Annotated in this window: 22 protein-coding genes and 3 pseudogenes; 23 read left to right on the forward strand and 2 right to left on the reverse strand. The window is 30.0% G+C overall.

From position 1 onward, the window contains the following. Nucleotides 1–46: 46 nt before the first annotated feature. Nucleotides 47–2,326: a tetratricopeptide repeat protein gene (locus M594_RS05510; protein ID WP_173876180.1), complete on the forward strand. Its 2,280-nt coding sequence runs from the start codon at nucleotides 47–49 to the stop codon at nucleotides 2,324–2,326. Here the strand turns inward: M594_RS05510 and M594_RS05515 are convergent. After that, nucleotides 2,310–3,551: an aminotransferase class I/II-fold pyridoxal phosphate-dependent enzyme gene (locus M594_RS05515; RefSeq protein WP_050088028.1), complete on the reverse strand. Its 1,242-nt coding sequence runs from the start codon at nucleotides 3,549–3,551 to the stop codon at nucleotides 2,310–2,312. The two genes, M594_RS05510 and M594_RS05515, sit on opposite strands and share 17 nt — an antisense overlap. 361 nt (nucleotides 3,552–3,912) lie before the next feature. Here M594_RS05515 and M594_RS05520 point away from each other — a divergent pair. The 11 genes and pseudogenes from M594_RS05520 to M594_RS05570 all read left to right on the forward strand — a co-directional run. Then, a pseudogene (locus M594_RS05520) lies at nucleotides 3,913–4,014 on the forward strand (XRE family transcriptional regulator); the annotation flags it as partial. 48 nt (nucleotides 4,015–4,062) lie between these two features. Continuing rightward, nucleotides 4,063–4,889: pseudogene (locus M594_RS05525) on the forward strand (IS630 family transposase). Between the two features lie 231 nt (nucleotides 4,890–5,120). After that, nucleotides 5,121–7,253 (forward strand): AAA family ATPase, encoded by a 2,133-nt coding sequence (locus M594_RS05530; RefSeq protein WP_173876181.1) that lies wholly within the window; start codon nucleotides 5,121–5,123, stop codon nucleotides 7,251–7,253. A gap of 48 nt (nucleotides 7,254–7,301) precedes the next feature. After that, nucleotides 7,302–7,589, forward strand: a complete 288-nt coding sequence (locus M594_RS05535; RefSeq protein WP_173876182.1) for a hypothetical protein — start codon at nucleotides 7,302–7,304, stop codon at nucleotides 7,587–7,589. A gap of 182 nt (nucleotides 7,590–7,771) precedes the next feature. Beyond that, nucleotides 7,772–8,455: a LexA family transcriptional regulator gene (locus M594_RS05540; protein WP_173876183.1), complete on the forward strand. Its 684-nt coding sequence runs from the start codon at nucleotides 7,772–7,774 to the stop codon at nucleotides 8,453–8,455. Nucleotides 8,456–8,457: 2 nt separating this feature from the next. Next, nucleotides 8,458–9,873 carry a Y-family DNA polymerase gene (locus tag M594_RS05545; protein WP_173876184.1) on the forward strand — a complete coding sequence of 472 codons (1,416 nt, stop codon included), beginning with the start codon at nucleotides 8,458–8,460 and terminating at the stop codon, nucleotides 9,871–9,873. Continuing rightward, nucleotides 9,870–10,235: a hypothetical protein gene (locus tag M594_RS05550; RefSeq protein ID WP_049539642.1), complete on the forward strand. Its 366-nt coding sequence runs from the start codon at nucleotides 9,870–9,872 to the stop codon at nucleotides 10,233–10,235. Before M594_RS05545 ends, M594_RS05550 begins: the two co-directional genes overlap by 4 nt. Further along, nucleotides 10,225–10,515 (forward strand): DUF5960 family protein, encoded by a 291-nt coding sequence (locus M594_RS05555; protein WP_001080184.1) that lies wholly within the window; start codon nucleotides 10,225–10,227, stop codon nucleotides 10,513–10,515. The genes M594_RS05550 and M594_RS05555 overlap by 11 nt, the downstream gene beginning before the upstream one ends. Nucleotides 10,516–10,809: 294 nt before the next feature. After that, nucleotides 10,810–11,169, forward strand: coding sequence for an SAG1252 family conjugative relaxosome accessory protein (locus M594_RS05560; protein WP_048787830.1), 360 nt, complete (start codon nucleotides 10,810–10,812; stop codon nucleotides 11,167–11,169). Between the two features lie 9 nt (nucleotides 11,170–11,178). Then, nucleotides 11,179–11,544: a MobC family plasmid mobilization relaxosome protein gene (locus M594_RS05565; protein WP_173876185.1), complete on the forward strand. Its 366-nt coding sequence runs from the start codon at nucleotides 11,179–11,181 to the stop codon at nucleotides 11,542–11,544. Continuing rightward, on the forward strand, nucleotides 11,531–13,393 hold the full coding sequence (locus M594_RS05570) for an SAG1250 family conjugative relaxase (RefSeq protein WP_173876186.1): 1,863 nt from the start codon (nucleotides 11,531–11,533) through the stop codon (nucleotides 13,391–13,393). Before M594_RS05565 ends, M594_RS05570 begins: the two co-directional genes overlap by 14 nt. Nucleotides 13,394–13,436: 43 nt before the next feature. Here M594_RS05570 and M594_RS05575 read toward each other — a convergent pair whose 3' ends face one another. Continuing rightward, a complete protein-coding gene (locus M594_RS05575; protein WP_173876187.1) occupies nucleotides 13,437–14,285 on the reverse strand; it encodes a helix-turn-helix domain-containing protein in 849 nt (282 codons plus the stop codon). A gap of 213 nt (nucleotides 14,286–14,498) precedes the next feature. Between M594_RS05575 and M594_RS10120 the strand changes: the two are divergent. The 11 genes and pseudogenes from M594_RS10120 to M594_RS05625 form a co-directional block, all read left to right on the forward strand. Beyond that, a pseudogene (locus tag M594_RS10120) lies at nucleotides 14,499–14,724 on the forward strand (recombinase family protein); the annotation flags it as partial. Between the two features lie 204 nt (nucleotides 14,725–14,928). Then, nucleotides 14,929–15,786 (forward strand): helix-turn-helix domain-containing protein, encoded by an 858-nt coding sequence (locus M594_RS05580; RefSeq protein WP_173876188.1) that lies wholly within the window; start codon nucleotides 14,929–14,931, stop codon nucleotides 15,784–15,786. Between the two features lie 97 nt (nucleotides 15,787–15,883). Next, the gene (locus tag M594_RS05585; RefSeq protein ID WP_302478521.1) at nucleotides 15,884–16,054 is read left to right on the forward strand and encodes a subtilosin A family bacteriocin; all 171 of its coding nucleotides are present in this window, start codon (nucleotides 15,884–15,886) and stop codon (nucleotides 16,052–16,054) included. 71 nt (nucleotides 16,055–16,125) lie between these two features. After that, nucleotides 16,126–17,481: a radical SAM protein gene (locus M594_RS05590; protein ID WP_173876189.1), complete on the forward strand. Its 1,356-nt coding sequence runs from the start codon at nucleotides 16,126–16,128 to the stop codon at nucleotides 17,479–17,481. After that, nucleotides 17,474–18,394 carry a hypothetical protein gene (locus M594_RS05595; protein WP_173876190.1) on the forward strand — a complete coding sequence of 307 codons (921 nt, stop codon included), beginning with the start codon at nucleotides 17,474–17,476 and terminating at the stop codon, nucleotides 18,392–18,394. Before M594_RS05590 ends, M594_RS05595 begins: the two co-directional genes overlap by 8 nt. 14 nt (nucleotides 18,395–18,408) lie before the next feature. Beyond that, nucleotides 18,409–19,257 (forward strand): hypothetical protein, encoded by an 849-nt coding sequence (locus M594_RS05600; RefSeq protein ID WP_173876191.1) that lies wholly within the window; start codon nucleotides 18,409–18,411, stop codon nucleotides 19,255–19,257. A 653-nt stretch (nucleotides 19,258–19,910) separates the two neighbouring features. After that, nucleotides 19,911–20,048, forward strand: a complete 138-nt coding sequence (locus M594_RS05605; RefSeq protein WP_173876192.1) for a hypothetical protein — start codon at nucleotides 19,911–19,913, stop codon at nucleotides 20,046–20,048. 1 nt (nucleotide 20,049) lies between these two features. Next, complete coding sequence (locus M594_RS05610) at nucleotides 20,050–20,742, forward strand: ABC transporter ATP-binding protein (protein WP_173876193.1); 693 nt, start codon at nucleotides 20,050–20,052, stop codon at nucleotides 20,740–20,742. Between the two features lie 1,515 nt (nucleotides 20,743–22,257). After that, the gene (locus tag M594_RS05615) at nucleotides 22,258–22,479 is read left to right on the forward strand and encodes a helix-turn-helix domain-containing protein (RefSeq protein ID WP_173876194.1); all 222 of its coding nucleotides are present in this window, start codon (nucleotides 22,258–22,260) and stop codon (nucleotides 22,477–22,479) included. 304 nt (nucleotides 22,480–22,783) lie between these two features. After that, the gene (locus M594_RS05620; protein ID WP_001022845.1) at nucleotides 22,784–23,017 is read left to right on the forward strand and encodes a hypothetical protein; all 234 of its coding nucleotides are present in this window, start codon (nucleotides 22,784–22,786) and stop codon (nucleotides 23,015–23,017) included. An 84-nt stretch (nucleotides 23,018–23,101) separates the two neighbouring features. Beyond that, complete coding sequence (locus M594_RS05625) at nucleotides 23,102–24,610, forward strand: tyrosine-type recombinase/integrase (protein WP_024057448.1); 1,509 nt, start codon at nucleotides 23,102–23,104, stop codon at nucleotides 24,608–24,610. Nucleotides 24,611–24,689: the final 79 nt, after the last annotated feature.

Genomic DNA, 24,689 nt, shown 5'->3' on the forward strand with positions numbered 1-24,689 from the left:
GTGCTTTGTATAGTGATAATAAATTGTTATCGGTAGGAGATGTTTTATGTATTACGGTCGCGATACTGAAATAGAAGAATTAAAACAGCATTTTAAATTTTCTAGTAATGATAAAAATAGTTTATATATTATTAATGGTTTAAGTGGTAGTGGTAAAACCGAGCTAATCAAAGAGGTTTGTCAACGAGTTTACAGCCATGATAAAGAAGCCTTTATTCTCTACATTGATGTTATAAATGATGGGTTTGAAAGTAATAAATTTTTTGAAAATCTACTAAAAGGAGCGTATGTCCCAACACAATTCAGAAGAAATCTATGCTTATCAATACCTCAAAAATATTCGTTTTCAAATTATTTAAGAAAACAAAAACTAACAAATCTAACTCTGAAACATAGTCTTAGGTTAATCAGATCGTTTATTGCGTTCGATACAACTTACAAAAAAGTAATTGATTATCCTTGGGAAGAAGTTATTACTGAAATAAAGGAGGGAATATTTGAAAATGATTTATATTTAAGATATTTCATTCATGTTTCAAAAAAAATCCGTCTTAATATTATTATTGATAATTATCAATTTTTATCTGAAGATATAAAAATAAAATTTGAAGATGACTTTAATACACTTCAAAGCGGAATCTCTTTAACAATTATAAACCGAACAAATGATAAGTTAAAATCGATTGATAAACTAGATACATTGGACAATTATACTCCTACTGTATTAAATTTATCGTATCTTACTGAGGATGAGTGTAAATTACTAATAAGAAATAAAATTGCTTTACTTGATAATGTCAAATTGAATCAAATCTGGCAGATAACACAAGGTAATTATAAAGATATTGAATTAATTATTAACAGACTTATTGATAATCCAAATTCAGAATTATTTAATATTTCTGATATATATGACAAACTTCCAGATATTCAAAAAAATATACTTATCATATCATCAATTTTTCCTGCTGGTATGAAAAAAGATATAGTTTTTAACTACATTAAATCTATATTAGACGAAAATACTGAAGTAGCTGATTCTCTAAAATCCCTTATTGATGCAGGTTTTGTCTATATTAATGGTGATACAAATGATAAAATCAAAATTTCACACGAATCAATTGTAAATGGTATTTTAAATCACACAAATGCTTCTGATCTTCAATTAGTAACCAACAATCTAAAAATATATTTAGAGCAAACTATCCTATCTATAGGAGTTGGTGGCGAGTTAGCTTATTTAATTCACTGCTTAATAAATATATGTAATATTGAAGAGTTGCGGCAAAATGTAGAATATATCAAACAGTTACTTGAAATCGAATACAGGAAAAATTCATATTTTTACATTGTATCTTTGAGTAAGAAGATACTTCATTTAATAGAATTATTACCCGAAAAATACTTACATTATATGTTGAACTCGTACCAGTGGATTTCTGATTTTAATGGAGGTTTAGCTATTTTAAACAGTCTTCAAAAAGATAATTATTCAAAAGATTTACAGCTATACTATCCTAGATTTCAAATTCAAAAATATGAATTTGAGGAGGCGCTAAAATCACTGGAAAAGTTAGAAAATTGCTCTGGAACATTACTCTACAAGCTAAATGCTTATGGTCATTTAGGTAAAGATCGAGAGGCAATTAAACTCCTTAATGAAAGCATGAATTCTGTAGAAAAAGACGACTTCTATTATATTATTTTACGAAATTCTGCTCATTATTTCCCAACTAAAGAAGCTACCGAAAATCTCAAACTAGCATTGGACTATTTTCAACGTAATGAATATCAAATACCTGTTGCAACAGTATATAATAATTTAGGTGTTGTTAATATCTGGGACGGAGAATATGATATAGCTTTAGAGAATCTAAATAAGGCCATAAAAATACTAAAAAAATATGATTCAAATGAAATTTTTGAACCATATTGTAATAAATCAATTATTTTTTTGATGAATAAAAATTATCAACAATCTCTGAAGTTTATAAATAAATCACTTCAAGAATGTCCTAAAGCTTTGACCTTAGATATTAGGATGCTCAAGTTAAACAAATTAATTATTGAATTGATTTCTGAAAGAATCTCTTTTACAGAATTTCAAAATTCACTAAGAAACTTTGAGGAAGAAATTCCACTCATAGACGATCCTTGGTATAAATTTCAAATAGTATACAATTTACAACAATTTGATGATATTCCTTTTGTTTGTGAAAAAACTTATATTGATGATTATCAAGACGGACTCACTAAATACTATCTGTTGATTCCTTACAAAAAATATAATTTCTGTATAGGTCTTTCTCCTAATTGGAGATATTAATTTGTTCATGGTACTTGCGAATGAGATCTAAATATATGGAATAATCATATTGTTTATATTTTAATAAATTAGCTACTAGTTTAGCTAATTTTTTAATATCATCATCAGTATAGGATAAATTTGTAATTCCGATTGTTCCTAATCTTATTCCTGAAGTCGTCATTGGTCCGTGTGTATCATTTGGAATTTGATTTCGGTTAACTAATATTTTATGTTGAAAAAGTAGATTCTCTGCATCCTTACCACTCAAGTTTAGATTCAGTAGATTAACTAAAATTATATGAGTCTTTGAGTTTTTATAAACAACATCAACCCCTTCTTTACTTAATTGTTTTATAAACAATAAAGTATTTTTTATAACCTGTTGTGCATAATCTTGAATATCTATTGATAATAATTTGATTAAACAGATACATTTCGCAAATAATGCATTTTGTGTAGGACCTCCCTGTGTTCTAGGAAAAATTGAATTAGTTATTTTTTCTTCAAATATAGAACGATACATTAGTACTCCTCCTTGAGGCCCACGTAAACATTTATCCATTGTAAAAGTAACGAAATCGACATATGGAAAAATCGACTTATGTAGCTTTGCCATAATATATAAAACACTATGGCAAATATCCGCTAAAATAAGGGTATTGGGGCTAACCTCTTTTATAATTTCATAAATTTGTTGATAATTAAATTCATTTCCATACGATGAAGCACCAATAATAATCAATTTAGGTTTATATTTATCTAATAATTCCTTTAATTCGATATAATCAATATTTAAATCATGATCTAAGTGATAATATTTTACAGTACCTTTGCCTGTATAAGTGTGTGAAATATGTCCTCCGTCTTTTGGAGATAACGATAAAATATAATCGTCACTTTCTAAAACACAATTATAGACTATTTGGTTAGCCTGAGTTCCTGAATGTGGTTGCACATTAACTCTATAATCACCAGGATTTAAATCAAAAAGTTGAAGACACAATTCTTCTGAATATATTTCAATATTATCCAATGAAGTACAATGAGGAAAAAAGCGTTTTTCAACAGCTCCCTCTGTTGGCAGAGTAGCGAGAGGGAAACTTTGAATCTCTAATACTTCGGTGAATGGATAGCTAATACATGCAGCAAGATTTATTACGCTATTCTGTTCTTGGTTATATGAATCAAGAATTTTATTTAACTTCTGATAGATTTCACCTTCAAATTTATTAATTTTATACACTGACTTCTCCTATCGATAACAATTTATTATCATTAGTATACCATAAATTCATCTTTAGTAGATTGATTTGTATAATGATTTTTTTAGTAAAAATTAAATAGCAAACTATGATATTGGTCAACGAGAGCTTAAAACACGATTTTTAAATCATATCTAATACTTTTGATTTAATTACAAACTTGAAACAATGGGGGATTAGTATAGGTTGAAGGAAATAAGTACAAATTTATTAGAAAATCAAGATTGCATAGAATTAGCACGAAAAATTTCAATTTTAGAACTATAGCCCCAAATGATTTTGAATCAGTCTTTTTAATTTTCTAAATGATATGATAGTATTATCAAGTAAAAAGAAATTTCCCTGATTGGAGACCATATCAAATCTTTACGAAAGACACATGACATGACACAACTAGAATTTGCACGAATTGGGGATATTTCACGTAATAGCCTTAGTTGTTACTATAGTGAAATGAACCAAAAATAGTACATAATGTGGTATAATCTTCTTATGGCATATTCAATAGATTTTCGTAAAAAAGTTCTCGGTCATTGTGAGCGAACAGGTAGTATAACAGAAGCATCACATGTTTTCCAAATCTCACGTAATACCATTAGTTAAAAGAGAAAATAGGAGAGCTAAACCATCAAGTAAAAGGAACAAAACCAAGAAAGGTTGATAGAGATAGACTTAAAAACTATCTTACTGATAATCCAGACGCTTATCTGACTGAAATAGCTGCTGAATTTAGCTGTCATCCAACTGCTATTCACTATGCTCTCAAAGCTATGGGCTACACTCGAAAAAAAAGAACCACACCTACTATGAACAAGACCCAGAAAAAGTAGCTTTATTTCTTAAGAATTTTAATAGTTTAAAGCACTTAGCACCTGTTTATATTGATGAAACAGGATTCGATACTTATTTTTATCGAGAATATGGTCGCTCATTGAAAGGTCAGTTATCTGGAAGAAAATATCAGAGGATTTCTTTGGTTGCAGGGCTAACAAATGGTGAGTTAATCGCTCCAATGACTTACGAAGAGACAATGACGAGCGACTTTTTTGAAACTTGATTTCAGAAGTTTCTCTTGCTAACATTAAATACACCCTCAGTTATTATTATGGATAATGCAAGATTCCATAGAATGGGTAAGCTAGAGCTTTTATGTGAAGAATTTGGACATAAACTTTTACTCCTTCCTCCCTACTCCCTACTCACCTGACTACAATCCTATTGAGAAAACATGGGCTCATATCAAAAAGCACCTCAAAAAGGTATTACCAAGTTGTAATACTTTTTTCGAGGCTCTTTTGTCTTATTCTTGTTTCAATTGACTATAACAGTATCAACTAAGGATAGCGTTACCGTTGTTCCACTTCCAAAAGTGGAAAGCATAGATGACTGTATCGATAAAGCCAAGTCTCAACTTAAGACGGATAAATTAGAGAAACGGATAGAGGAGTTTAAGAAGAGGAGGAAGTAAGGCTAGCAGAATTTTATTGATAATATAAATGTTTCTATTCATATGAAATATGGTACAATAAAATTGTAATGGAGGTTTAGCAATGATAATTTCAACTCTTAAGAAACTGACGATAAAGTCGTTTGATAATTATGATATTCCCGATGATTTTTTTAAACGAAAAAATTTAGTATTTGGTCACAATGGTAGAGGAAAGAGTTCACTAGCCAGAGCGATTATTGATGAATATAGGTCTTTTCCAGAGACGTCTTCAGATGGATACCGTTTTTTTAATAGAGACTATGTACGGGATAAGCTCTTATTGACAGACTCAAACAATGAATTAAAGGGCGTAAAGGCTTTTTTTGGTGAAAAAGACACTGATATTCAAAATAAGATTATTAAACTAGAATCTGAAATCGTAGATACGATTCAGCTTAAAATGTCAATTAAGGAAGATAGTGATACTGTTAGACAGAAAATTAATGATATTCACGATTCTAAAAAAGGCAAAGCAAGGATATCTAAAAAGAACTCAAGTTTTACATTAAGACAAGTAATTTCTAGCTATGAAAACGATTTGGAAGATGCCAAAAAAGTCAATCCCAATCTTACTAATATAAAAGATTTTTCAGGGGATAGCGAGTCCCTTGAAAAGGAATTAGAAAGGGTTCAGAATATTGTTCTTCCTAATTTAGAAATTAAAGCTCTTTCATCAGAGGATTTGGAATTTTTGGATACTTGTTTATCAAAAAATTATAAGCTTGAAGATATTCCCAGCTTTAAAATTGTTAATTGGATAGAAGAGGGACTGAGTATACATCATCAAGATGAACATGAGTGTTTATTTTGTCATAGTCAGTTGAATATAGAGGAGATTAAATTAAGAGTAGAAAAATATAAACGAAATCAGGTTCAAAAAGATACTCAACGACTGTCTCTCATACTCGAAAAGTTAAAAAATAATTTATCTCTCTTTAATGAAGCAAAAAATAGCACAAATTCTTTACGAATATTGGAAGTCTCTGAGGAAGAAATACATAACTACTATACTATAGAGAGTGAACAGGGACTCATAGAAATTATTAATATTATTATTACAAAACTTTCTGATATGAATAATACTCATTCAGTAAATCTTGATAGTATAAAGAAATTTGAAAATCAGGTCAACAAACTAGATCTCAATTTAAAGAATCTTCGTAGTTCTAAATTAAATAGAATTAATAGTGACCTATCTAATATAGAAACATTAACTAAGGGGGCTATTTATTTAGCTATAAAAGATACTGATATTTTACAGAGCATTAATTCTATAGAAAATTCTGAAAAGGAGTTAATATCTATCGAACGATCCAATAATATTAAACGACTTGAAATTGAAAATTTAAATAAAAGTTTATCTGAGTATAGCGATTTTGCGGAGTTTTTGAATGAAGTATTGAAAGATTTAGGGATTCAATTCTCTTTACAATTACATGGTAAAAATTATTATCTTCAGCATAATTTTCACGATGTTGTTTTGTCAATAAATGATATTAGTGAGGGTGAAAAAAATCTATTAGCTTTGTTATTTTTTTATTTTGAGTTGTATTCTGATAAAGAACAATTACAAATAAAAGAAACAATTGAGTTAATTGTTGTTGATGACCCGATATCTAGTTTAGATGAATCGAATAGATTTTATGTACTAGAAATTATAAAAAGGATTTTTGAAGAAGACCAACCACAAGTTTTTATCTTTACTCATTCTTGGAATGATTTCAGTAGCTTAGGCTACCGTTTGAATGATGAAAATGTTTATTCGTTATTTGAAGTGTACAAAAAAGAAACGAGCGAGGTTAGGAAAATTCATGAAAATTTACCTCCTTATAAACTACTATTCAAAGAAATTATAGAGGTAAGTAGAAAAAATTATTCAGAAGAGCTTACTGAAGCCGAAAGATATCATACTGCTAATAGCATGAGAAGAGTTTTTGAAGAATTTTTATATTTTAAAAAGCCAAATCTATTACCTCAACGTAGTAATCATTCAGCAATTGAAGAATTTTATATGAAAGCAACTGGTGAACCACTTAGTAATAACTATCGCAGGAAATTAGGTGAGTTACTAAGTTTTATAAATGTGCTTTCGCACACGCCTTATCGTTCAGATGCTGTGATTGCGAATGCAAAATTTTTGATGAATCTCATTCAGAAACTTGATAAAGTACATTATGATTCGATGATTTCTTAAAAAATATAATTAATAAAATGAAAGAAAAAGAAGGATAGGAAGTAAGTTATGAAATTACAAGAAGTAAGAAATATGTTAGGGAATGATTTTGAAGCCATTATTTCTGAGTTTGAAAGAGAAGGAATTGTATTTGAGTCTCAATTCAGCTCTCTATATTCGATGTTTTGCAAGAAGTACACATATCAATTAGTTAAATTATTGGAGAAAGAAACTCAATTAGAAGTATCCTATGGCTATGCAGTTCCATATTTCTACTATTTCGATACTAATAGATTTGACCGTTCTGAGGCTACCAGAATTGCTATAAAGTATCAAATAGATAAAGGAAATATGTAATAAAATAGTTTTTGGAACGGTTAATAAGATTTTCACATATATAAGAATGTTGATTTGTCAGCATTCTTTTTTATTTCAAATGTATTCTCGGAATTAGAACATGGGGGTTATTAAACTCTTGATTTTTTCAGCAAGCTATGGTATTCTTTTGTTAGTTAATAAACTTACAAAAAGGAGAACAAATGTTTTCACCTACTAAATTAAAAGAAAAAAGAGAAAGTCAAGGATTATCGCAATCACAACTTGCATCCAGTTTGGGAATCAGTAGAGCCTCATACTTTAATTGGGAATCAGGTAAAACAAAACCGAATCAAAATAATCTAAGTAAGTTGAGCCAGATTTTAACTGTCGACCCTTGCTATTTTGAATCAGAGTATGAAATAGTTGAAACTTATCTCAAGCTAACGGAAAAGAATCAAAAAGCGACACTTCATTATGCTACAGAATTGTTGAACAAACAGAATGCGAAGGTTGTAGACATTCCTGAGCGTTTTGCTTATAAGGTCTACGAAAAATTATCAGCTGGTACAGGAACAGCTTATTTTGATGATGGTAATTACGATACAGTTTACTTTAATCACCAATTTGATTATGACTTTGCATCATGGGTGTTTGGTAATTCGATGGAACCAACATATGAAAATGGTTCTGTAGCCCTTATTAAGCAAACAGGATTTGATTATGATGGAGCTATCTATGCCATAGATTGGGATGGTCAAACCTATATCAAGAAAGTGTATCGTGAAGAAAATGGGCTACGTTTAGTTTCACTCAATCGGAACTATTCAGATAAGTTTGCGCCTTATGATGAGAATCCTCGTATCATAGGGAAAATCGTTGGAAACTTTATGCCTTTAGAGGACTGAGTATGACTTGGTTTGATTATAGTCTCGAACCTAAAAGCGATATTGCCTTTATTGATATGAAATCTTTTTACGCAAGTGTAGAGTGTGTCGATAGAGGCTTACACCCGCTTAAGACTTCACTTTGTGTTATGAGTCGAGCAGATAATTCTGCTGGGTTAATCCTTGCTTCCTCTCCTATGTTTAAGAAGGTATTTGGGAAATCAAATGTTAGACGTTCCTATGATTTACCATTTGATGTAAAGACTAGAAAGTTCTCTTACTATAATGCTAGAAAACAAGGTTTGCCGACAACGATAGACTATGTCCGTTATATAGAGGACTGGGCAAAATCAACAGTGATTGTTCCTCCGAGAATGGATACTTATATTGCAGTCAATATGGAGATTCAAAAAATCTTTCAAGATTTTGCAGCACCAGACGATATTTATCCCTACTCAATTGATGAAGGATTTATCGATTTAACCAGTTCATTAAATTATTTTGTGCCTGATAAAAGTATTAGTCGAAAAGATAAGTTAGACATTATCTCAGCTGCTATTCAAAAAAAGATTTGGAGAAAAACAGGAATCTATTCAACGGTAGGTATGTCTAATGCCAATCCCTTATTAGCTAAGTTAGCACTAGATAATGAAGCTAAAAAGACTCCGACAATGAGAGCCAATTGGTCCTATGAAGATGTTGAAAAGAAAGTATGGTCTATCCCTAAAATGACAGATTTCTGGGGAATTGGGAATCGTATGGAGAAGAGATTACATAGTTTAGGAATCTTTTCGATTAAAGAATTGGCACAAGCTAATCCTGACTTGATTAAAAAAGAGCTTGGTATCATGGGCTTAGAGTTATGGTTTCATGCTAATGGGATTGATGAAAGTAATGTTCATAAACCTTATAAGCCAAAGTCAAAAGGGATAGGGAACTCTCAAGTTTTACCTAGAGATTATGTCAAACCAAGAGATATTGAGATCATACTTCGTGAGATGGCAGAACAAGTTGCGGTTAGATTGAGAAGAGCTGGTAAGAAAGCAACTGTAGTTTCTATACACTTAGGGTATTCTAAAGTGGAACAGAAACGATCTATTCATACTCAAATGAAGATTGAACCAACCAATCAAACAGCACTACTGACAAACTATGTTTTAAAGTTATTTCACACTAAATATACTTCAGGAGCTATCAGAAGTGTTGCCGTGAGCTATTCAGGTTTAGTAGATGATTCATTTGGATTGATTTCATTATTTGATGATGTTGAGAAAATAGAAAAAGAAGAAAGGCTCCAGTCCGCAATCGATGCTATTCGAACAGAATTTGGTTTTACTTCACTATTGAAAGGGAATGCCCTGGATCAAGCTTCTAGAACAATCGCAAGAAGTAAACTCATTGGTGGTCATTCAGCTGGAGGATTAGATGGACTAAAATGATGAATCGTTCTTATTTACCTTTTTTGTCTGCAAGAGAGTATCAAGACCGTGGGATGGCTAAGTGGATGGGATTCTTTTTATCAGAACATTCCAGTTCTCTTTGGGAAGAAAAAAATAGAGAAGATATCTCCATTTCCCTATCAATGGAAGAGAAAGTTCTATTTGTTCGTCAACTTTATACGAATGTATTCCCAGCAACTTTTGTTTGTAAGCTCTCAAATAGAAGAAAAGTAGTATCGGGTATTGTTAAAGAGATTGGGAGAGAGTCTATATCCATTAAATCAGACTCTGGTTTTCTTCGATTAAGATGGGAAGATATACTCGATATCCAGATAGAAGGGGTGGATTTATATGAATCGTAAAGAATTATATGACGATAAATTGCAGCTGGATTATTTTTCAGATTCTTATTTACAGTTTGAGTCAGATTTTTACAAGTATTCAGCTTTAGATATACCATTAACATTTATCACTGATGATATTTTACGCACAATGGCTATGTCTCAAAAACATTATTTTAAACTTAACAAAAGTAAATCTTTAGACGGTCGTGACCATTACTTTGTTTTTTCTATCAAGATGAACAAAGACAGTAGTGGTATTAGACAGTATGAATATCAGAGACATTGTTTTAATTTGTAAGAGTCCGACAGGGCTCTTTTTCTGTGATAATTTTATCAAAAAGTATTTGTTATACTTTTTTTAATTTAGATTTATCTTAGGGGTTTGGGGGCGGAGCCACCAAGTTATCTTATCGTTGGCTGTCAAAACTGGAAGGTTTTGATCGGTTGACGATATGATTTTTGGGATATTGTGGACACAATATCTGAGCTCGCAAAGACCGAACAAGAAGCGAGTGAGGTCTTTAGGAAGCGTAATGACAATGTGAGGTAGACTGACACTGTCAGACAAGTAGAATATTGAAGGGATATCAGAATGGGACAAGAAATTAAGTCAATCCGAAAGCAATTTAGAATTACGAGACAAGAAGAAAAACAGATAAAAGAAATGATGAGGGAACAAAAAGTGGATAGTTTCTCAGAATTTCTTCGTCAAAATTTATTGAAAAAGAATTATCAGGATAGAATTTTTGAAAGTTGGTTCTCCCTTTGGCAGTCTCAAAAGTTTGAACAGATTAGTCGAGATGTGTATGAAGTTCTGGTTGTCGCAAGAGAAAATCATCAAGTGACTCAAGAGCACGTCTCAATCTTATTGACTTGCGTTCAAGAATTGATTGCAGAAGTGAATCAAGTGCAGCCACTCAGTCGTGAGTTCCGTGAAAAATATATGGGTTAGGAGGATGTAATGGTTTATCGCTATCGTACCAATCTCAAAAAAGTATTTCTAACTGATCCAGAATTACACCAATTGAATGAACGGATTGCTAAGAGCAATTGTCAAAATTTCTCAGTCTATGCCAGAAAAGTGTTACTTAATCCTAATATGGCTTTTGTCACAATTAACACGGATACCTATGAACAGTTAGTGTTTGAATTGAGACGGATTGGAAATAACATCAATCAGATTGCGCGTGCGATTAATCAAAGCCATCTGATTTCTCAGGACCAATTACAAGAATTGAGTAAAGGAGTCGGAGAGTTAATTAAGGAAGTGGACAAAGAATTTCAAGTGGAGGTGAAAAGACTGAAGGAGTTTCATGGTAGTTACTAAACATTTTGCGACACATGGTAAAAAATATCGTAGGCGTTTGATTAAGTATATCCTCAATCCCGATAAAACAGATGATTTGAAATTGGTATCTGATTTTGGAATGAGCAATTACTTGGACTTCCCTAGTCATGCAGAAATGGTAGAGATGTACAATGTCAACTTCATCAATAATGATAAGTTGTACGAATCCAGAAACGACCGACAAGAAAAACACCAACAAACTATTCATGCCCATCATCTCATCCAATCATTTTCTCCTGAAGATAATCTGACACCTGAAGAAATTAACCGAATTGGTTATGAGACCATGATGGAATTGACAGGAGGTCGTTTTAAGTTTATCGTAGCAACCCACACAGACAAAGATCATGTTCATAATCACATCCTAATCAACTCTATTGACCGCAATTCAGATAAAAAGTTGATATGGAACTATGCCTTGGAACGAAATCTCCGTATGATTTCTGACCGTATTTCTAAAGTGGCTGGTGCAAAAATTATTGAGAAACGTTATTCCTATCGAGATTATAAAAAATATAGGGAATCTAGTCATAAGTTTGAATTGAAACAACGTCTTTATTTTTTGCTGCAGCAATCTAAATCGTTTGATGATTTTTTAGAGAAAGCAAAGCAGTTGCATGTTCAGATTGATTTTAGTCAAAAGCATAGTCGATTCATGATGACGGATCGAGCAATGACAAAACCAATTCGAGGACGCCAACTCAGCAAACGAGATCTATATGATGAAGAATTTTTTAGAACGCATTTTACTAAGCAAGAGATTGAAAGTCGTTTAGAATTTTTGTTGAACCGTGTCAATTCTTTAGAAGATTTAATAACAAAAGCAAAAGAATTGAATCTAACCATTGATTTAAAACAAAAAAATGTAACTTTTATCCTGGAAGAAGATAATCAAAAGATAAGTTTGGGTCATCAAAAAATAAGTGATAAGAAATTATATGATGTCAAATTTTTTCAAGATTATTTTAAAAATAAGGAAGTCATTGCTTCAGAAGGATTAGAGAATTTACAGGAACAGTACCATGCTTTCCAAGAAGAACGAGATAAGGATAAAGTATCCACTGAAGAGATTGAGGAAGCCTTTGAGACATTTAAGGAAAAACGAGATACCGTTCGTGAATTTGAAGTGGAACTTGCAGAGAACCAAATAGAGAAGCTAGTTGATGAGGGCATTTATATCAAAGTGTCTTTTGGTATTAAGCAGAGTGGTCTCATTTTCATTCCAAATTATCAATTAGATATTCTGGAAGAAGAGAATCAAACAAAATATAAAATCTTTATACGTGAGACAACCTCATACTTTGTATATAACAAAGAACATTCGGATAAGAATCAGTATGTCAAAGGACGAACATTGATAAGACAGCTAACCAACGATGGTCGAGTAATACCATACAGAAGACCTACAGTTAAGAGTCTACAGGAAAAGATTACTGAGATTAACCTCTTCATTGAATTAACTGAAGCAGATAAGAAATACCAAGACATTAAAGACGAGTTAGTAAAAGAAATAGCAGAGATAGATATAAAACTAAATCAAATTAATGAAAAAATCGCCAACTTAAATAAGATGGCGGAAGTGCTTATCAATTTGAAGAGTGAGGATGTGAGCAGTCGAAAGCTTGCAAGATATGACTTTTCAAAATTAAATTTGCCAGAATCAATTACAGTAGAACAAGTAAGCGAAGAAATAAGAGCGTTTCAAGAGGAGCTAGATCATTATCTTTATGAGTATGAGAGCTTAATAAAAAATTTAGAAATGTTTGTAAAAGTACTGAATGATAAGGATTTTGATAAAAAATTTAGTATAGAAATACTATTGGAATAACAAGAACTAATCCTATGGCGGTTAAAGATTAACTATCTTTATGCTATTGATTAATATATTTGTCATAGTGCTCTTGGTACTGTGCTTTTATATTATGTTCTCCTAGAATTTCAAATACTTGAAGTGCTTGTTTCATCTTTTCGATTCCGTTCACAGGATTGCACTTAAATTCAAAGTATCCACATGTATATAAGAAGACGGTTTGTTCATAATAGTTTAATTCATTATTTAGTAATTTTTTTATTTCTTTGATTAGAAAACTACAATTTTGAAATTCTTCTTTATCAATACTAACAATTAGGCAATTGATTGCCAATTGTGTAACAAGCCGTTTATTTGTCTTATTTAATGTTGAATAGAGATAATTTTTTAACATTTCTATAGTTAATAGGAAGTAGGAGTTATAATTAATTGTTCTTACACAGTTACCTAATAGGATAATTTCATAGTAACCCCAGTTTTCAACTTTAAAAAGATAATCTGTAAGCTGTAATAACTCCTCGTCCGAGGGGAGAAAATTTTTATTTGTGGTATAGAGAATCGATTTTACCATTGTCTTTTCATAAGGACCCAAGTTAAAACTTGAAGAGTTTGATAGTAATTCAATAATACTAGCAAAATTTTTTGAGGAGTAGTGTTTTCGAATATATTGCACTAAGTTAGCGAATGATCCAGTTTTAGTAGAATTATTGTCATGAAGAATAATAAATTCATCCAAAGTTATATGTAATTTATCTAAAATATTGATTAGTCTAATACAAGAGATTTCTGATTCTCCACGTTCAAATCTAGAGATTTGAGATTTAGATAAATTACTATCAGCAATTGAACTTAAACTTATTTTCTTCCCTTTTCGAATTTTTCTGAGTGTTATACCAAGTTTTGATTTCATTTTTCCCATATTCCCAACAAAATTACAAGGATTTTTTATTTATTATACAATAAATAAAAAAATAAAGGGAGGTTCAGTATGAAAAAACTTTTAAAATTTACATCAATATTGTTATTGATTATGGATATTATCATTATAGTCGGAGGTTGATTCTTACTAATCTTATACGTAATTCTTAGAGGACATCTATTATGCAAGAAGTTATTATCACAAATAATAAAAGCTGGTTATTTAGTTCGTCTAAGAGACATAGAAGACACCTAAAAAGGGTTGTTGCTTATTGCAAAGTTAGTTCCGATAGTGAGAATTAGAAAAACAGTTACGATTCTCAAGTAAGACACTACAAAGAATATATTTCTCAGCGTTCAGATTGGTAACTTGCAGATAGTTATCATATAAAGGTATATTAGGAACAAAAGTAGGAAAAAGACAAGCTTTTAACGACTAATAAATGAAATGAAAACTATTATATTTCACTGATTACTGTCACATAAAACATATTTTTATGAGTAATGTATTTACTTTCATTGTATAATAACAATAGAAATACTATTTTAGTTTTACTAAAATCTAGAATATTTGAAAACTAATTGGCTTACTTATATATGAAATCATCCCTAATCTGCAACAAGGAGAGGAAGCAATGAAAAATTTAGGACAAATCTTAAAAAAAATTCGAGAAGCTAAGGGCCTCTCTCTTTACAATATTGCTAATGATGAGATTTCTACCTCTCAGTTATCTCGATTTGAAAATGGATATACAGATATTACTCTTAGTAAATTACTTTCAGTTTTAAAGACACTGGACGTATCTTTAGAAGAGTTTATGTATTTAGGGCGTGGTTTTCATAAGATGAGTAATTTCGAGGTAATTGATAAGATAAATAATTATTTTTATAAGAACAACAGCCCAGCCTTGAGAAGACTCCTAATTAATTGTATAGAAAAGGAAGAGGAGAAACTAAGTAAGAAATTAACAATAATTTTGATTAAGTTAAAGCTCCAAGAAATTGAGAAAGATAATATTGTTACTTCTGAAGAAATTGATTTTATATCAGACTATTTATTCAGCATAGATATATGGGGTGAATATGAATTAGAGTTATTTTCCTCCACAATGGAAATTTTTTGCCAATCAAGTATTATGATATTAACGAAGGAAATGGTGAGGAGAACTGATTTTTATAAACATTTACCGACCCATAGAAGATTAATTACCAGCATGTTATTTAATGCTTTTAGCCTCAGCGTAGAAAGAAATAATATAGTTGATGCATCTTATTATAGAGAACAATTAGTCCAGTTATTTTTTGATGAAACAGAATTATATGAAAGATTAGTTTTTCACCTCATAGATAGTTGTTACAATTTTAAGATGACAAATGAATTGAGTAATATTTTAGAGATGAGAAAGTGCATTGGCTTTCTGAAAACCTTGGAAAGCATGAGTTTAGTAGATAAATGGGAAAAATATATTGAGAGAGTACTTAATAGTAACTAATTGCAAATTGGGGATAAAAACTATTAGACCAACTGCTAGTGATATAATAACATTAGGCAGTAGGTCTAATAGTTTTTATAATCAAGGAGGATTAATCATGACTAAGAACAATAAGATTGACAACCCGTCTGTAAAAATTGAAAAAGCAACTGTTGTAAATAACAAAGGATGTAGTGTTTGCGCGATTGGTGCTGTTTGTTTAGCTGACGGTCCAATTCCTGATTTTGAAATTGCAGGAGTATCTGCTGTATTTACTGCATTTGGATAATTGCTAATTATAAATTAAATATCTAATATATAATGACCTACTGCTTATTTTTTGATTGAAAGAGGATAAAAATGTATTTAGTGTTGGATAATCAAGTTACAATATATCAAACTAAAGGGGACTATAATGTAATCGTTGAGAAAATCGATGCGAATAAACGGAAACAATTTGACTATTTTACAGTTAATAAAACAGGAAAATTACTTCTAGAAGCTATCAACGGCAAGCAAAATATGGAGGAATTTATAGAAAACTTTATTGATACTTACAACTTAGTAGAAGATGATCGAAATTGGATTGAGACATTTTTAAATGAAATGATGAAAAAAGGAGCCATTGCAATCAAAGAGAGCCCAGAGATTGCAAATTTGCCATTATATATTTATGGAAATTCAAGACTTATTTCTCCTTTACATGTAACAGTTGAGATTACTGAAAAATGTAATTTATATTGTGCTCATTGCTATTTAAATGCATCCTGTAACAAAACAACTGCAATTGATTACGAGGGTTTCAAGTCTCTTGTGAAAAAACTAAAAGCGAGTAACGTTTTGAGTATTGAAATCACTGGTGGAGAAGTATTTATGAATAAGGATGCAGAAAAAATACTAGAATTGGCATTTAATGAGTTTAGTAGAGTAGCCTTATTAACAAACGGTACAATACTCAAGAAAAGTAGCTTGTCGTTATTAGAGAAAAACAAAGATAAATTAGTTATGAGTATTTCTTTAGACAGTGTTAGAGAGGAATTACATGATAAGTTTAGAGGTATGCGAGGCTCATTTAGGAGTACTTGTAAAAATATTAAGCGTCTGACAGAAGCGGGAATACATGTACGAGTAGCTTCTTCTATTTTTGATGAAAATATGTGGGAGGTTGATAAACTTGCTGAGCTTGCAATTGAGTTAGGAGCGGAACTTTTTGTTTATAATTTTGTAGAAAATTTCGGCAGAGGTACGGATTTCAATAAAAATAGTAGTACGAAATTTTCCAAAGAGTACTCACGTTATTTGAGTGAGACGGTATTTAAGTATAGAGCATTAATTCCAATTATCGAATCGGAGGATTATCTAAAATCTTCTTCTAATTGTGGTGCTGGAACAAATACTATTTTAATTGGTGCAGATGGTAATTTAAGACCTTGTCCTATCTTTCCTAAGAATAAGATTTTCAAAAATATAAACGATGGTAGTATGGAGGAAATTTTTTCTGATGATGTTTATCAAAAAATTAGCAATATCTATCCCCCTAGTGATGAAAACGGTTGTTCTAAATCTTGTCCAAATTACAGTAATTGTTTTGGATGCTACATGAAAGGACTGGAAAGTAATGTAGATAAAGCACCAGAACAATATTGTTCTTGGATAACTTATAATAAATTAGAGAAGTTTATGGAACAATATAAGGGAGGGAAGGTTATTGAGTAATTATCTTTTTTCTTATAAATATTATAGACCTATTCCTAATTTATTTATTAAACAAAAACTAAGAGAAATTCATAAGTTACTTAAGGAAGATTTAATAAAATTTGGAATCGAAAACGGAATAATAATTTCAATTTTTGCTCTCGGTTGTAATGGGAGAATGACAGAAATTATTTATATAAAATCAATGTATCGTATTTCTGAAGATAAAATCTATGATATGTTAGATTTTTTATATAATAAAGAAATTGAACTTTACAAGGTGGTAAAAGATGATAACATTAATTGTACAATATCTTGCTACGGAGTAACTGCAAATGCTTCTATTCCTACAAAAGAGTCCTTAGGATACTTTTTAAAAAATTTTTTAAAATGGGAAAATTATAGTGTCAAAAAATATTCTAGAGTTAAATTAGAAACTACAGAAAATATTATAATTAAAGAAGGAGAATTAACGTATGTCGGTTTCCTATGTGATAATATAGAGATAAAAGAATTAGGAGATATGCTGTCAGCTAAGTTATTAGAAGAAATTTTTAAATCACAAAATAGCGTTTTAACAGAGATTAGAAATCAAGGACTTTGTTACACAACTGTATCAAAGTTTCATGAAGATTTGAACGTTGTTTATATCGGACTAATAACAAGTTATTCAGAAGATAAAATTTCTAGATTAGATACCATGTATACCAATGTTCAGTTAACTGAGGGCGAGTTCGAACTTGCTAAATGTCGATTGAAGAAAGAAATAATATTTTCAACAACTTTATATCAAATAGACCATTACTTATTACCTTTTCAGCTATTGAAAATTGATGCAAATGTATCAACTTTGTTAGAAATAATCGATAAAATAAAATTCGAAGATATTGTGAAAATCTTTAATAGCAGGAGAATAGTGTGTTTAAAAGCATAATAAGGAGGAAGTTAATGGAGAAAGATTGTACGTTTTTTATTAAACCAGTTTCAGATTTAGGAGAAGTTACTATTGAAAGAATAATTTTTAATTTTAATGGTTCAATTAGGGAAGGGTATTTACACCTTTTAGAACATCTATGGGTTAGAGCTAATAAGTCGTGGTTTGATGATTATGAAAGTAAAATGAATATTTTTAACGCTTTAACGGATAAGAATCGAATTACATTTATTTTGATATATACAGAATCGACAGTTAATACCAATAAGTTAATATTTGATTTAAATTTTAATGAACAGGACTTCTTGATCGAAAAAAAGACTATTTACGAAGAAAGAAAATTATATTCGGATAGTACACCAGACGTTGATATTGTTTTAGGAAGTCTTAGAACTATTGAAGCCTTTGATTTAATAGTTTTAAAAAACATGATGCATCAGATGAATTATAAAAAAATTCGATTTCATTTTTCCTCAAAAAACAACGGCAAATATATGAAAAATCCCACTATTAATATAAAAAAAAATTCGATAATTTGGAAGGATTCTAATACTATTCAACTCAAAGATTTTTATGATTATAAAGTGTTGTTAACCATTTTAAAAGTGTTTAAATTAACGAATGAAAGTTTTTGTTTTAATATCAACGAGGCAAAAGAAAATTATGAGATCACATTTGATGATTACGAAGTCTTTGATTTTATGCTAAAAAATAAAGATAATGTCTTAAAGCGATACCAGCTACTACTTACTAATACTCAATTATTTATAGAACAGACAATTTATTTATTTGATCTTTTTGGTTTTAATCTTGATATATTAGACTTTTGGAGAGAATTTAATTGGGAGGTTTTAGAAAAATGAAAAAAAAGCAACAATTCTATTTCTAATCAACCTAGTTCTATTAGCATTAAGAAATATAGTTAATAGTTACTGCAATTTAGAATTTAAAATAACAATCAGAGATTTTATAGTGTTAGGAGGGATATTAATTCTATGTGAACAGAAATATATAAAGGTACTACTATCTATCTTATCTACAAGATCTGCTTTAACTAACTATAAACAAATTGAGTATCTAATTTATCTGATAAATGCTAATATTCTGATGTACACATTGATAATGTATTTTAACACTTTTTCTTTTTCGTCATCATTCATCAATTTATATTATAAAAATTACTTCTTAAATTTTTTAATACTTATATTTTCTTTTTCTTATCTAATTATAAAATATAAGTTGCTGGTTATTAAATATAAATATGTTTTAATTATATTGACTTTCCTTCTTATGGGTGTTAGTGTATTAGACTTGATAACATTTGTTTTTTTGGCAATTATTTCATTTATCTCTAGTAGATTAACAAAGTTCAACACTAATTATTTCTCAGCAATAATATTTCCGATGGTATTAACTTATTATATTATGTTTGATAAAAATATATTTTCTATAGTTTGTACATGTTTATTACTTTTTAGCTGCCTTGTACCAATAATCTTAGAAAGGAAATTAAACAATGAACAAAAAACTTAGACTCGCAATTGCTATTTGCTTTTTTGTAGGTGCATTTATGTTTGTTTTCATGAAAGAATTTCTTTATGCAGTTGCTTTTATGATAGTGGGTGGAGTATATCTGTATAAAGGAGTGAGATAATTTGACAACTCTATTAGAACTAAAAAAATTGAATTTTGCATATGTTAAGAATAGTAAAATATTAGATAACATTGATTTAATTTTAAATCAAAACAAAGTCTATGGTTTGATTGGAAAGAACGGTGCTGGGAAAACAACGTTTATTAAAATTTTAAGTAGTGTATTTAACAATAATGTTTTTACTCTGGAATATTTTAAGTTTTTCGATAAAGAAGTCCAGCTGAGTTCAGAATTTTATCGACAAAATAAGTATACAGTATTTACAGAAAGTGAAAGCTTTTTAAACTGGACTTTTTTGCAATATTTGGAAATGGTCTGTCAACTTTATAATTGTTCGATAGAAAGAAAAAGATTGGAATTTTTAGTTAACGGATTTAAATTTGAAGAGTATTGCCAAAAAGAGATCAGAGACCTCTCTACTGGTAATAAAAAGAAAGTTTTCTTGATAGTAGGATTATATCTTAGAAGACCTTTATTGATTTTAGATGAACCGTTTGACGGTTTAGACTTCGAGTCCACGGAATTTTTATATAAGATGTTACTGGAGTATAAGCAATATGGTACAGTTCTGTTAAGTACTCATTTTGCAGAGAGTGTCGTAAGAGTTTGTGATTATCTTTATATTCTAGAAAATGCTCACATAAACTTATTCCAAGGAAATGTGTCTGAATGGTTAGAGTCTATCAGGAAATAAGGAGGAAATCTGTAATGTTATGGATATCCATATGTAGAGATTTGTTTTCGCGGAAAAGATTTTATTTTTTGGGATTCTCTTTAATACTAGTTTTACTCATACGACATTTAATACCTTCTCATAACAATGCGAACTATCTTCTATTTTCTGCAACACTAATTACCTTAGTAAGTACTTGGCAACTACTTTTATCATATTTCAAATCAGAAAGAATCCAGGCATACTATCAACTTCCTATTTCTAACACAAAATTTTATATCCAATTTATATTTGTGTCATTTGCATCTAATCTAATCGAAAGATTGTCATTGTTAATCATTCTTTTTAGTGAAGCAAAATTAATAAATTTGATACTACCTATTTTATCTTCCCTCTTTGTTATTATGAGTAGCTTTAGATTAGTTAGGTGTTTTGGAACTTTAAAAAATAAAGTGACTAAGCTTTTATTATTCCTTTATATTTTTATTTCACTATCATTGTTTCTCTTACTGAAATCAATTTATTTGCTTTTGTTCATGATTGCTATTGAGTGGATTTTTATTTTAAGAGATGATAATTTTTTGTATTTAGATGATTTTTCAAATACAAATCATTTTTTAAAGTTTAAAAATTATTTTGTTTCAAATTTGGTAAAAGAGAGATATTTTTATTTTAATACTGTCGCCTCAGTATTATTTATTTTAATATTATATTTTCAAGAACTACCTGAAAACTTAAAAATTCCATTACTTTTCACTGTAGCATCTACTAATACACCTCTTACTAGTTTAATTTCTAGCGAGCCACAATTAAGAATACATTTGCGATCACTACCTAAATCTTATATTTTTTACAATATGTATCTAAGGTGTTTATTATACTATTATCTTTTTATAAATTTTCTAATTGCAATTGTCTATATTACTAGTTCACACAGTATAATATTTTTAGTATGGGTAGGGGTATTTACTTTATTTGAGAGTGCGTTATATCTATTTTTAGAAAAGTATTGGTATATTAAAAAATGGAACATAAAGAAGGAACTATGGAAACATCCTCGCAAATATATTGTTCCTATGATGACTTATCTATTTTTCTTTATTCTACTAATGTTAAAGAAATTCTAAAGCCCATTTGTAGAATAAAGTGTAACATAGTATTTAATCCTTTCAAGCTGTTTGAGTCAACTCAAGCAGTTTTTTCCTTTGTTTAAATAAAACTAAAATTTAGTATTGTTCAGCTTCAGAGAAATGATTGTATGATTTATTTGTGAACATTTTCCTATAATTTTGTAATATTCTTAAGACTATAATATATCAGATAAACATGTCTTTTGTGTTTCACTTTATTTTACAATAATACTAATTTTTGAAGTCAGTAATTTTAAATAGTTGATAAAATCTTTTCTCTCAGACGGTTAATAGATATGCTTATTAGAAGTGTTTAATAAATTAATTTTAGTTCAAAATGTCCAATTTGGACACTTTGAATGATTTCTTAGTTTTATATATTATACTTTTCTCAGGAGAAAGCTAGATGTACAGACGTTTGAGAGATTTGAGGGAAGATCACGACTTGACCCAAAAACAAATAGCTGAAATACTTTCGTTTACAAACTCAGCTTATGCTAAAATTGAACGGGGTGAGCATGCCTTAACGGCAGATGTATTGGTAACTCTCTCAAACTTTTACGATGTCAGTACAGACTACCTATTGGGATTGACAGATTTTCCTGATAAAATTCGCTTTAGAAAATAATCTCCTCAATTTCATAGAGTGTGAAAATGAGGAGATTATTTTATTTGGTTCTTTGACAATTAAATAGTCCAAAATGGTACTTTCCTCATTTGTGGAGCAGTTTTGAATGGCTCGCCATGATAAGAGCGACATAAAAACCATCAATAAAATAGAGCGATACTTTATATGCCATGATACAAATGATATACAATGATACTTCTGACCGTTCAGGCTGCCAACGTAAAAGAGCAGCAAGTGAAATTCTTATGATGACTTCATCAGTCATGCCATGGAGGAGAAAATATTTTTTAGGAAGGATGATGATATGAATATAAAATATATATCTGTCGAAAATTCCATTGCAGAATGGGCCGATAAAAAGGGAATTCTAAAAAGATGGGATGGTTTAAATCAATATACATTGAACAGATGGATTAAAGAAATGCGAGAAAACAGAACATTTTCCATGTATGTAATTAACCCAACCCATAAACTTGTTTTCATTAATCTAGAAGGATTTGAAAGTTTCTTAAGATGGAAGCAAAAGCGGACAAAATAAGGAAGTCATGGTATAATATAGGGTAGTTATTTATTCTATACAACAATGATTTATTTCTTTTTAAGAGTTAAGAGGAATTAAATTATGTATTATGTAACTAAAACAAATTCAAAAGGGCAACCCTTATATCAAGTGGTTGAAAAGTACAAAGATCCACTAACAGGAAAGTGGAAATCAGTAACTGTAAGTTATACTAAGAATACTAGTAGGGCGAGGAAACAAGCTGAAAGAGAGGTTCTTGATAAAATAGATAGACTAACTACTTCATTTGAAAGTCAGTATAGTCCTGAACTGATTACAACATTTGGAGAGTTAAAAGAAAATTGGTTTCAGACTTGGTGTGTCTCTGTTAAACCACAAACAATTCAGAGAGAACTACTGGTTATGAAGCGTCTTGGGAAAATTATAGGAGATGATTTTTTGTTAGACAGGATTACTCCACTTCTAATGAAAAATAGTCTCAATAAATATTTAGAAATGTATGATGCATCGCCTTCAACAATGACTCATATAAAAAGTACTTGTAATAAGATTTTTAATCATGGTGTGTTATATAATGTCATTAAGTTTTCTCCAATGACTGCGGTAAAACTAGATATTTCACTAGAGAAAAGGCGTAAAGCAAAAGAAAGACATGATTCTAAATTTCTAGAAATCCATGAATTACATGCATTTTTTGATGTGTTACGCCAATGCAGAAATGCAAACTATTATGATCTTGCTATAGTATTGTTGCTTACAGGTATTCGAATTAGTGAAGCAGCATTTTTACCATCAGATATTGATTTTGAAAAAGGAATCTTGCATATTGATAAAGCACTTCAATATCATTGTTTAAAAGTTAAACAATTTCATTTTGATACAACTAAAACACTCAATTCAATTAGAGAAGTAGCTTTGCCTGAAGCTGCAAGCGAAGCTATTAAAAGGACAATACAGAGAAATAAAGATTTTGATGCTTATATGAAGAAACATCCCTGTCCTGCTTTTACACATTCTGAAAGTGTATTTAGAACAGAATACGGCTCTCCAATAACATCAAGCACTTTTCGTCAAATTTTGAAACGAATAGAAGGAAAATTATTGACAAATTGTTTAAGTGACTATGGTTTTAAGTGGGTAAAACATGTTACTCCCCATTCGTTTAGGCATATGCATATTAGTTACCTTCAAAGCAATGAGATGCACATAGCAGTGAAAGATATTATGACTAGAGTAGGACATGCTAACTTTGAGACAACAATGGGCTATACACATAATATAAATCGTTCACAAGAAAATACTGTAAAAGCCTTAAATCAATTTGTAGAAAATCACAATTTCCATTTTGAAGAATTGAAAAGTTATACCTGTAAATATTCCAGAATGATTGAAAAATTCATTGAAACTAGTGATAATAGCAATAAAGTAGAATTAAGTGTTGATGAGTTCAAAGACTTGTTACATCTTAGTCCACGTTACTCACCTAAAAATATTGTTTCAAATTTACTATTAAAAATCAAAAAAGATATTGTCAAATACCACCCACAGTTTGATATAAAGATTGTGAAATCAAGCGAGAATCAAATCAGAGGTTTTTCCATTGCATGGTAGTTTTGGTGTTCGCTTGGTGTTTAGACAATAGTAAAATAAAATAGGGGCTCTAAACCCTTGCTACGAAAGGAAAAAAACT

Source organism: Streptococcus mitis (assembly GCF_013305725.1).
Lineage (GTDB): Bacteria > Bacillota > Bacilli > Lactobacillales > Streptococcaceae > Streptococcus > Streptococcus mitis_BO.

Coding starts and splice junctions, on each gene's coding strand:
- M594_RS05570 (WP_173876186.1), top strand. CDS start 11,531: ATGGTAGTTACTAAACATTTTGCGACACATGGTAAAAAATATCGTAGG.
- M594_RS05550 (WP_049539642.1), top strand. CDS start 9,870: ATGATGAATCGTTCTTATTTACCTTTTTTGTCTGCAAGAGAGTATCAA.
- M594_RS05605 (WP_173876192.1), top strand. CDS start 19,911: ATGAACAAAAAACTTAGACTCGCAATTGCTATTTGCTTTTTTGTAGGT.
- M594_RS05535 (WP_173876182.1), top strand. CDS start 7,302: ATGAAATTACAAGAAGTAAGAAATATGTTAGGGAATGATTTTGAAGCC.
- M594_RS05560 (WP_048787830.1), top strand. CDS start 10,810: ATGGGACAAGAAATTAAGTCAATCCGAAAGCAATTTAGAATTACGAGA.
- M594_RS05545 (WP_173876184.1), top strand. CDS start 8,458: ATGACTTGGTTTGATTATAGTCTCGAACCTAAAAGCGATATTGCCTTT.
- M594_RS05600 (WP_173876191.1), top strand. CDS start 18,409: ATGGAGAAAGATTGTACGTTTTTTATTAAACCAGTTTCAGATTTAGGA.
- M594_RS05585 (WP_302478521.1), top strand. CDS start 15,884: ATGACTAAGAACAATAAGATTGACAACCCGTCTGTAAAAATTGAAAAA.
- M594_RS05530 (WP_173876181.1), top strand. CDS start 5,121: ATGATAATTTCAACTCTTAAGAAACTGACGATAAAGTCGTTTGATAAT.
- M594_RS05565 (WP_173876185.1), top strand. CDS start 11,179: ATGGTTTATCGCTATCGTACCAATCTCAAAAAAGTATTTCTAACTGAT.
- M594_RS05555 (WP_001080184.1), top strand. CDS start 10,225: ATGAATCGTAAAGAATTATATGACGATAAATTGCAGCTGGATTATTTT.
- M594_RS05615 (WP_173876194.1), top strand. CDS start 22,258: ATGTACAGACGTTTGAGAGATTTGAGGGAAGATCACGACTTGACCCAA.
- M594_RS05575 (WP_173876187.1), bottom strand. CDS start 14,285: ATGAAATCAAAACTTGGTATAACACTCAGAAAAATTCGAAAAGGGAAG.
- M594_RS05540 (WP_173876183.1), top strand. CDS start 7,772: ATGTTTTCACCTACTAAATTAAAAGAAAAAAGAGAAAGTCAAGGATTA.
- M594_RS05590 (WP_173876189.1), top strand. CDS start 16,126: ATGTATTTAGTGTTGGATAATCAAGTTACAATATATCAAACTAAAGGG.
- M594_RS05580 (WP_173876188.1), top strand. CDS start 14,929: ATGAAAAATTTAGGACAAATCTTAAAAAAAATTCGAGAAGCTAAGGGC.
- M594_RS05625 (WP_024057448.1), top strand. CDS start 23,102: ATGTATTATGTAACTAAAACAAATTCAAAAGGGCAACCCTTATATCAA.
- M594_RS05620 (WP_001022845.1), top strand. CDS start 22,784: ATGAATATAAAATATATATCTGTCGAAAATTCCATTGCAGAATGGGCC.
- M594_RS05510 (WP_173876180.1), top strand. CDS start 47: ATGTATTACGGTCGCGATACTGAAATAGAAGAATTAAAACAGCATTTT.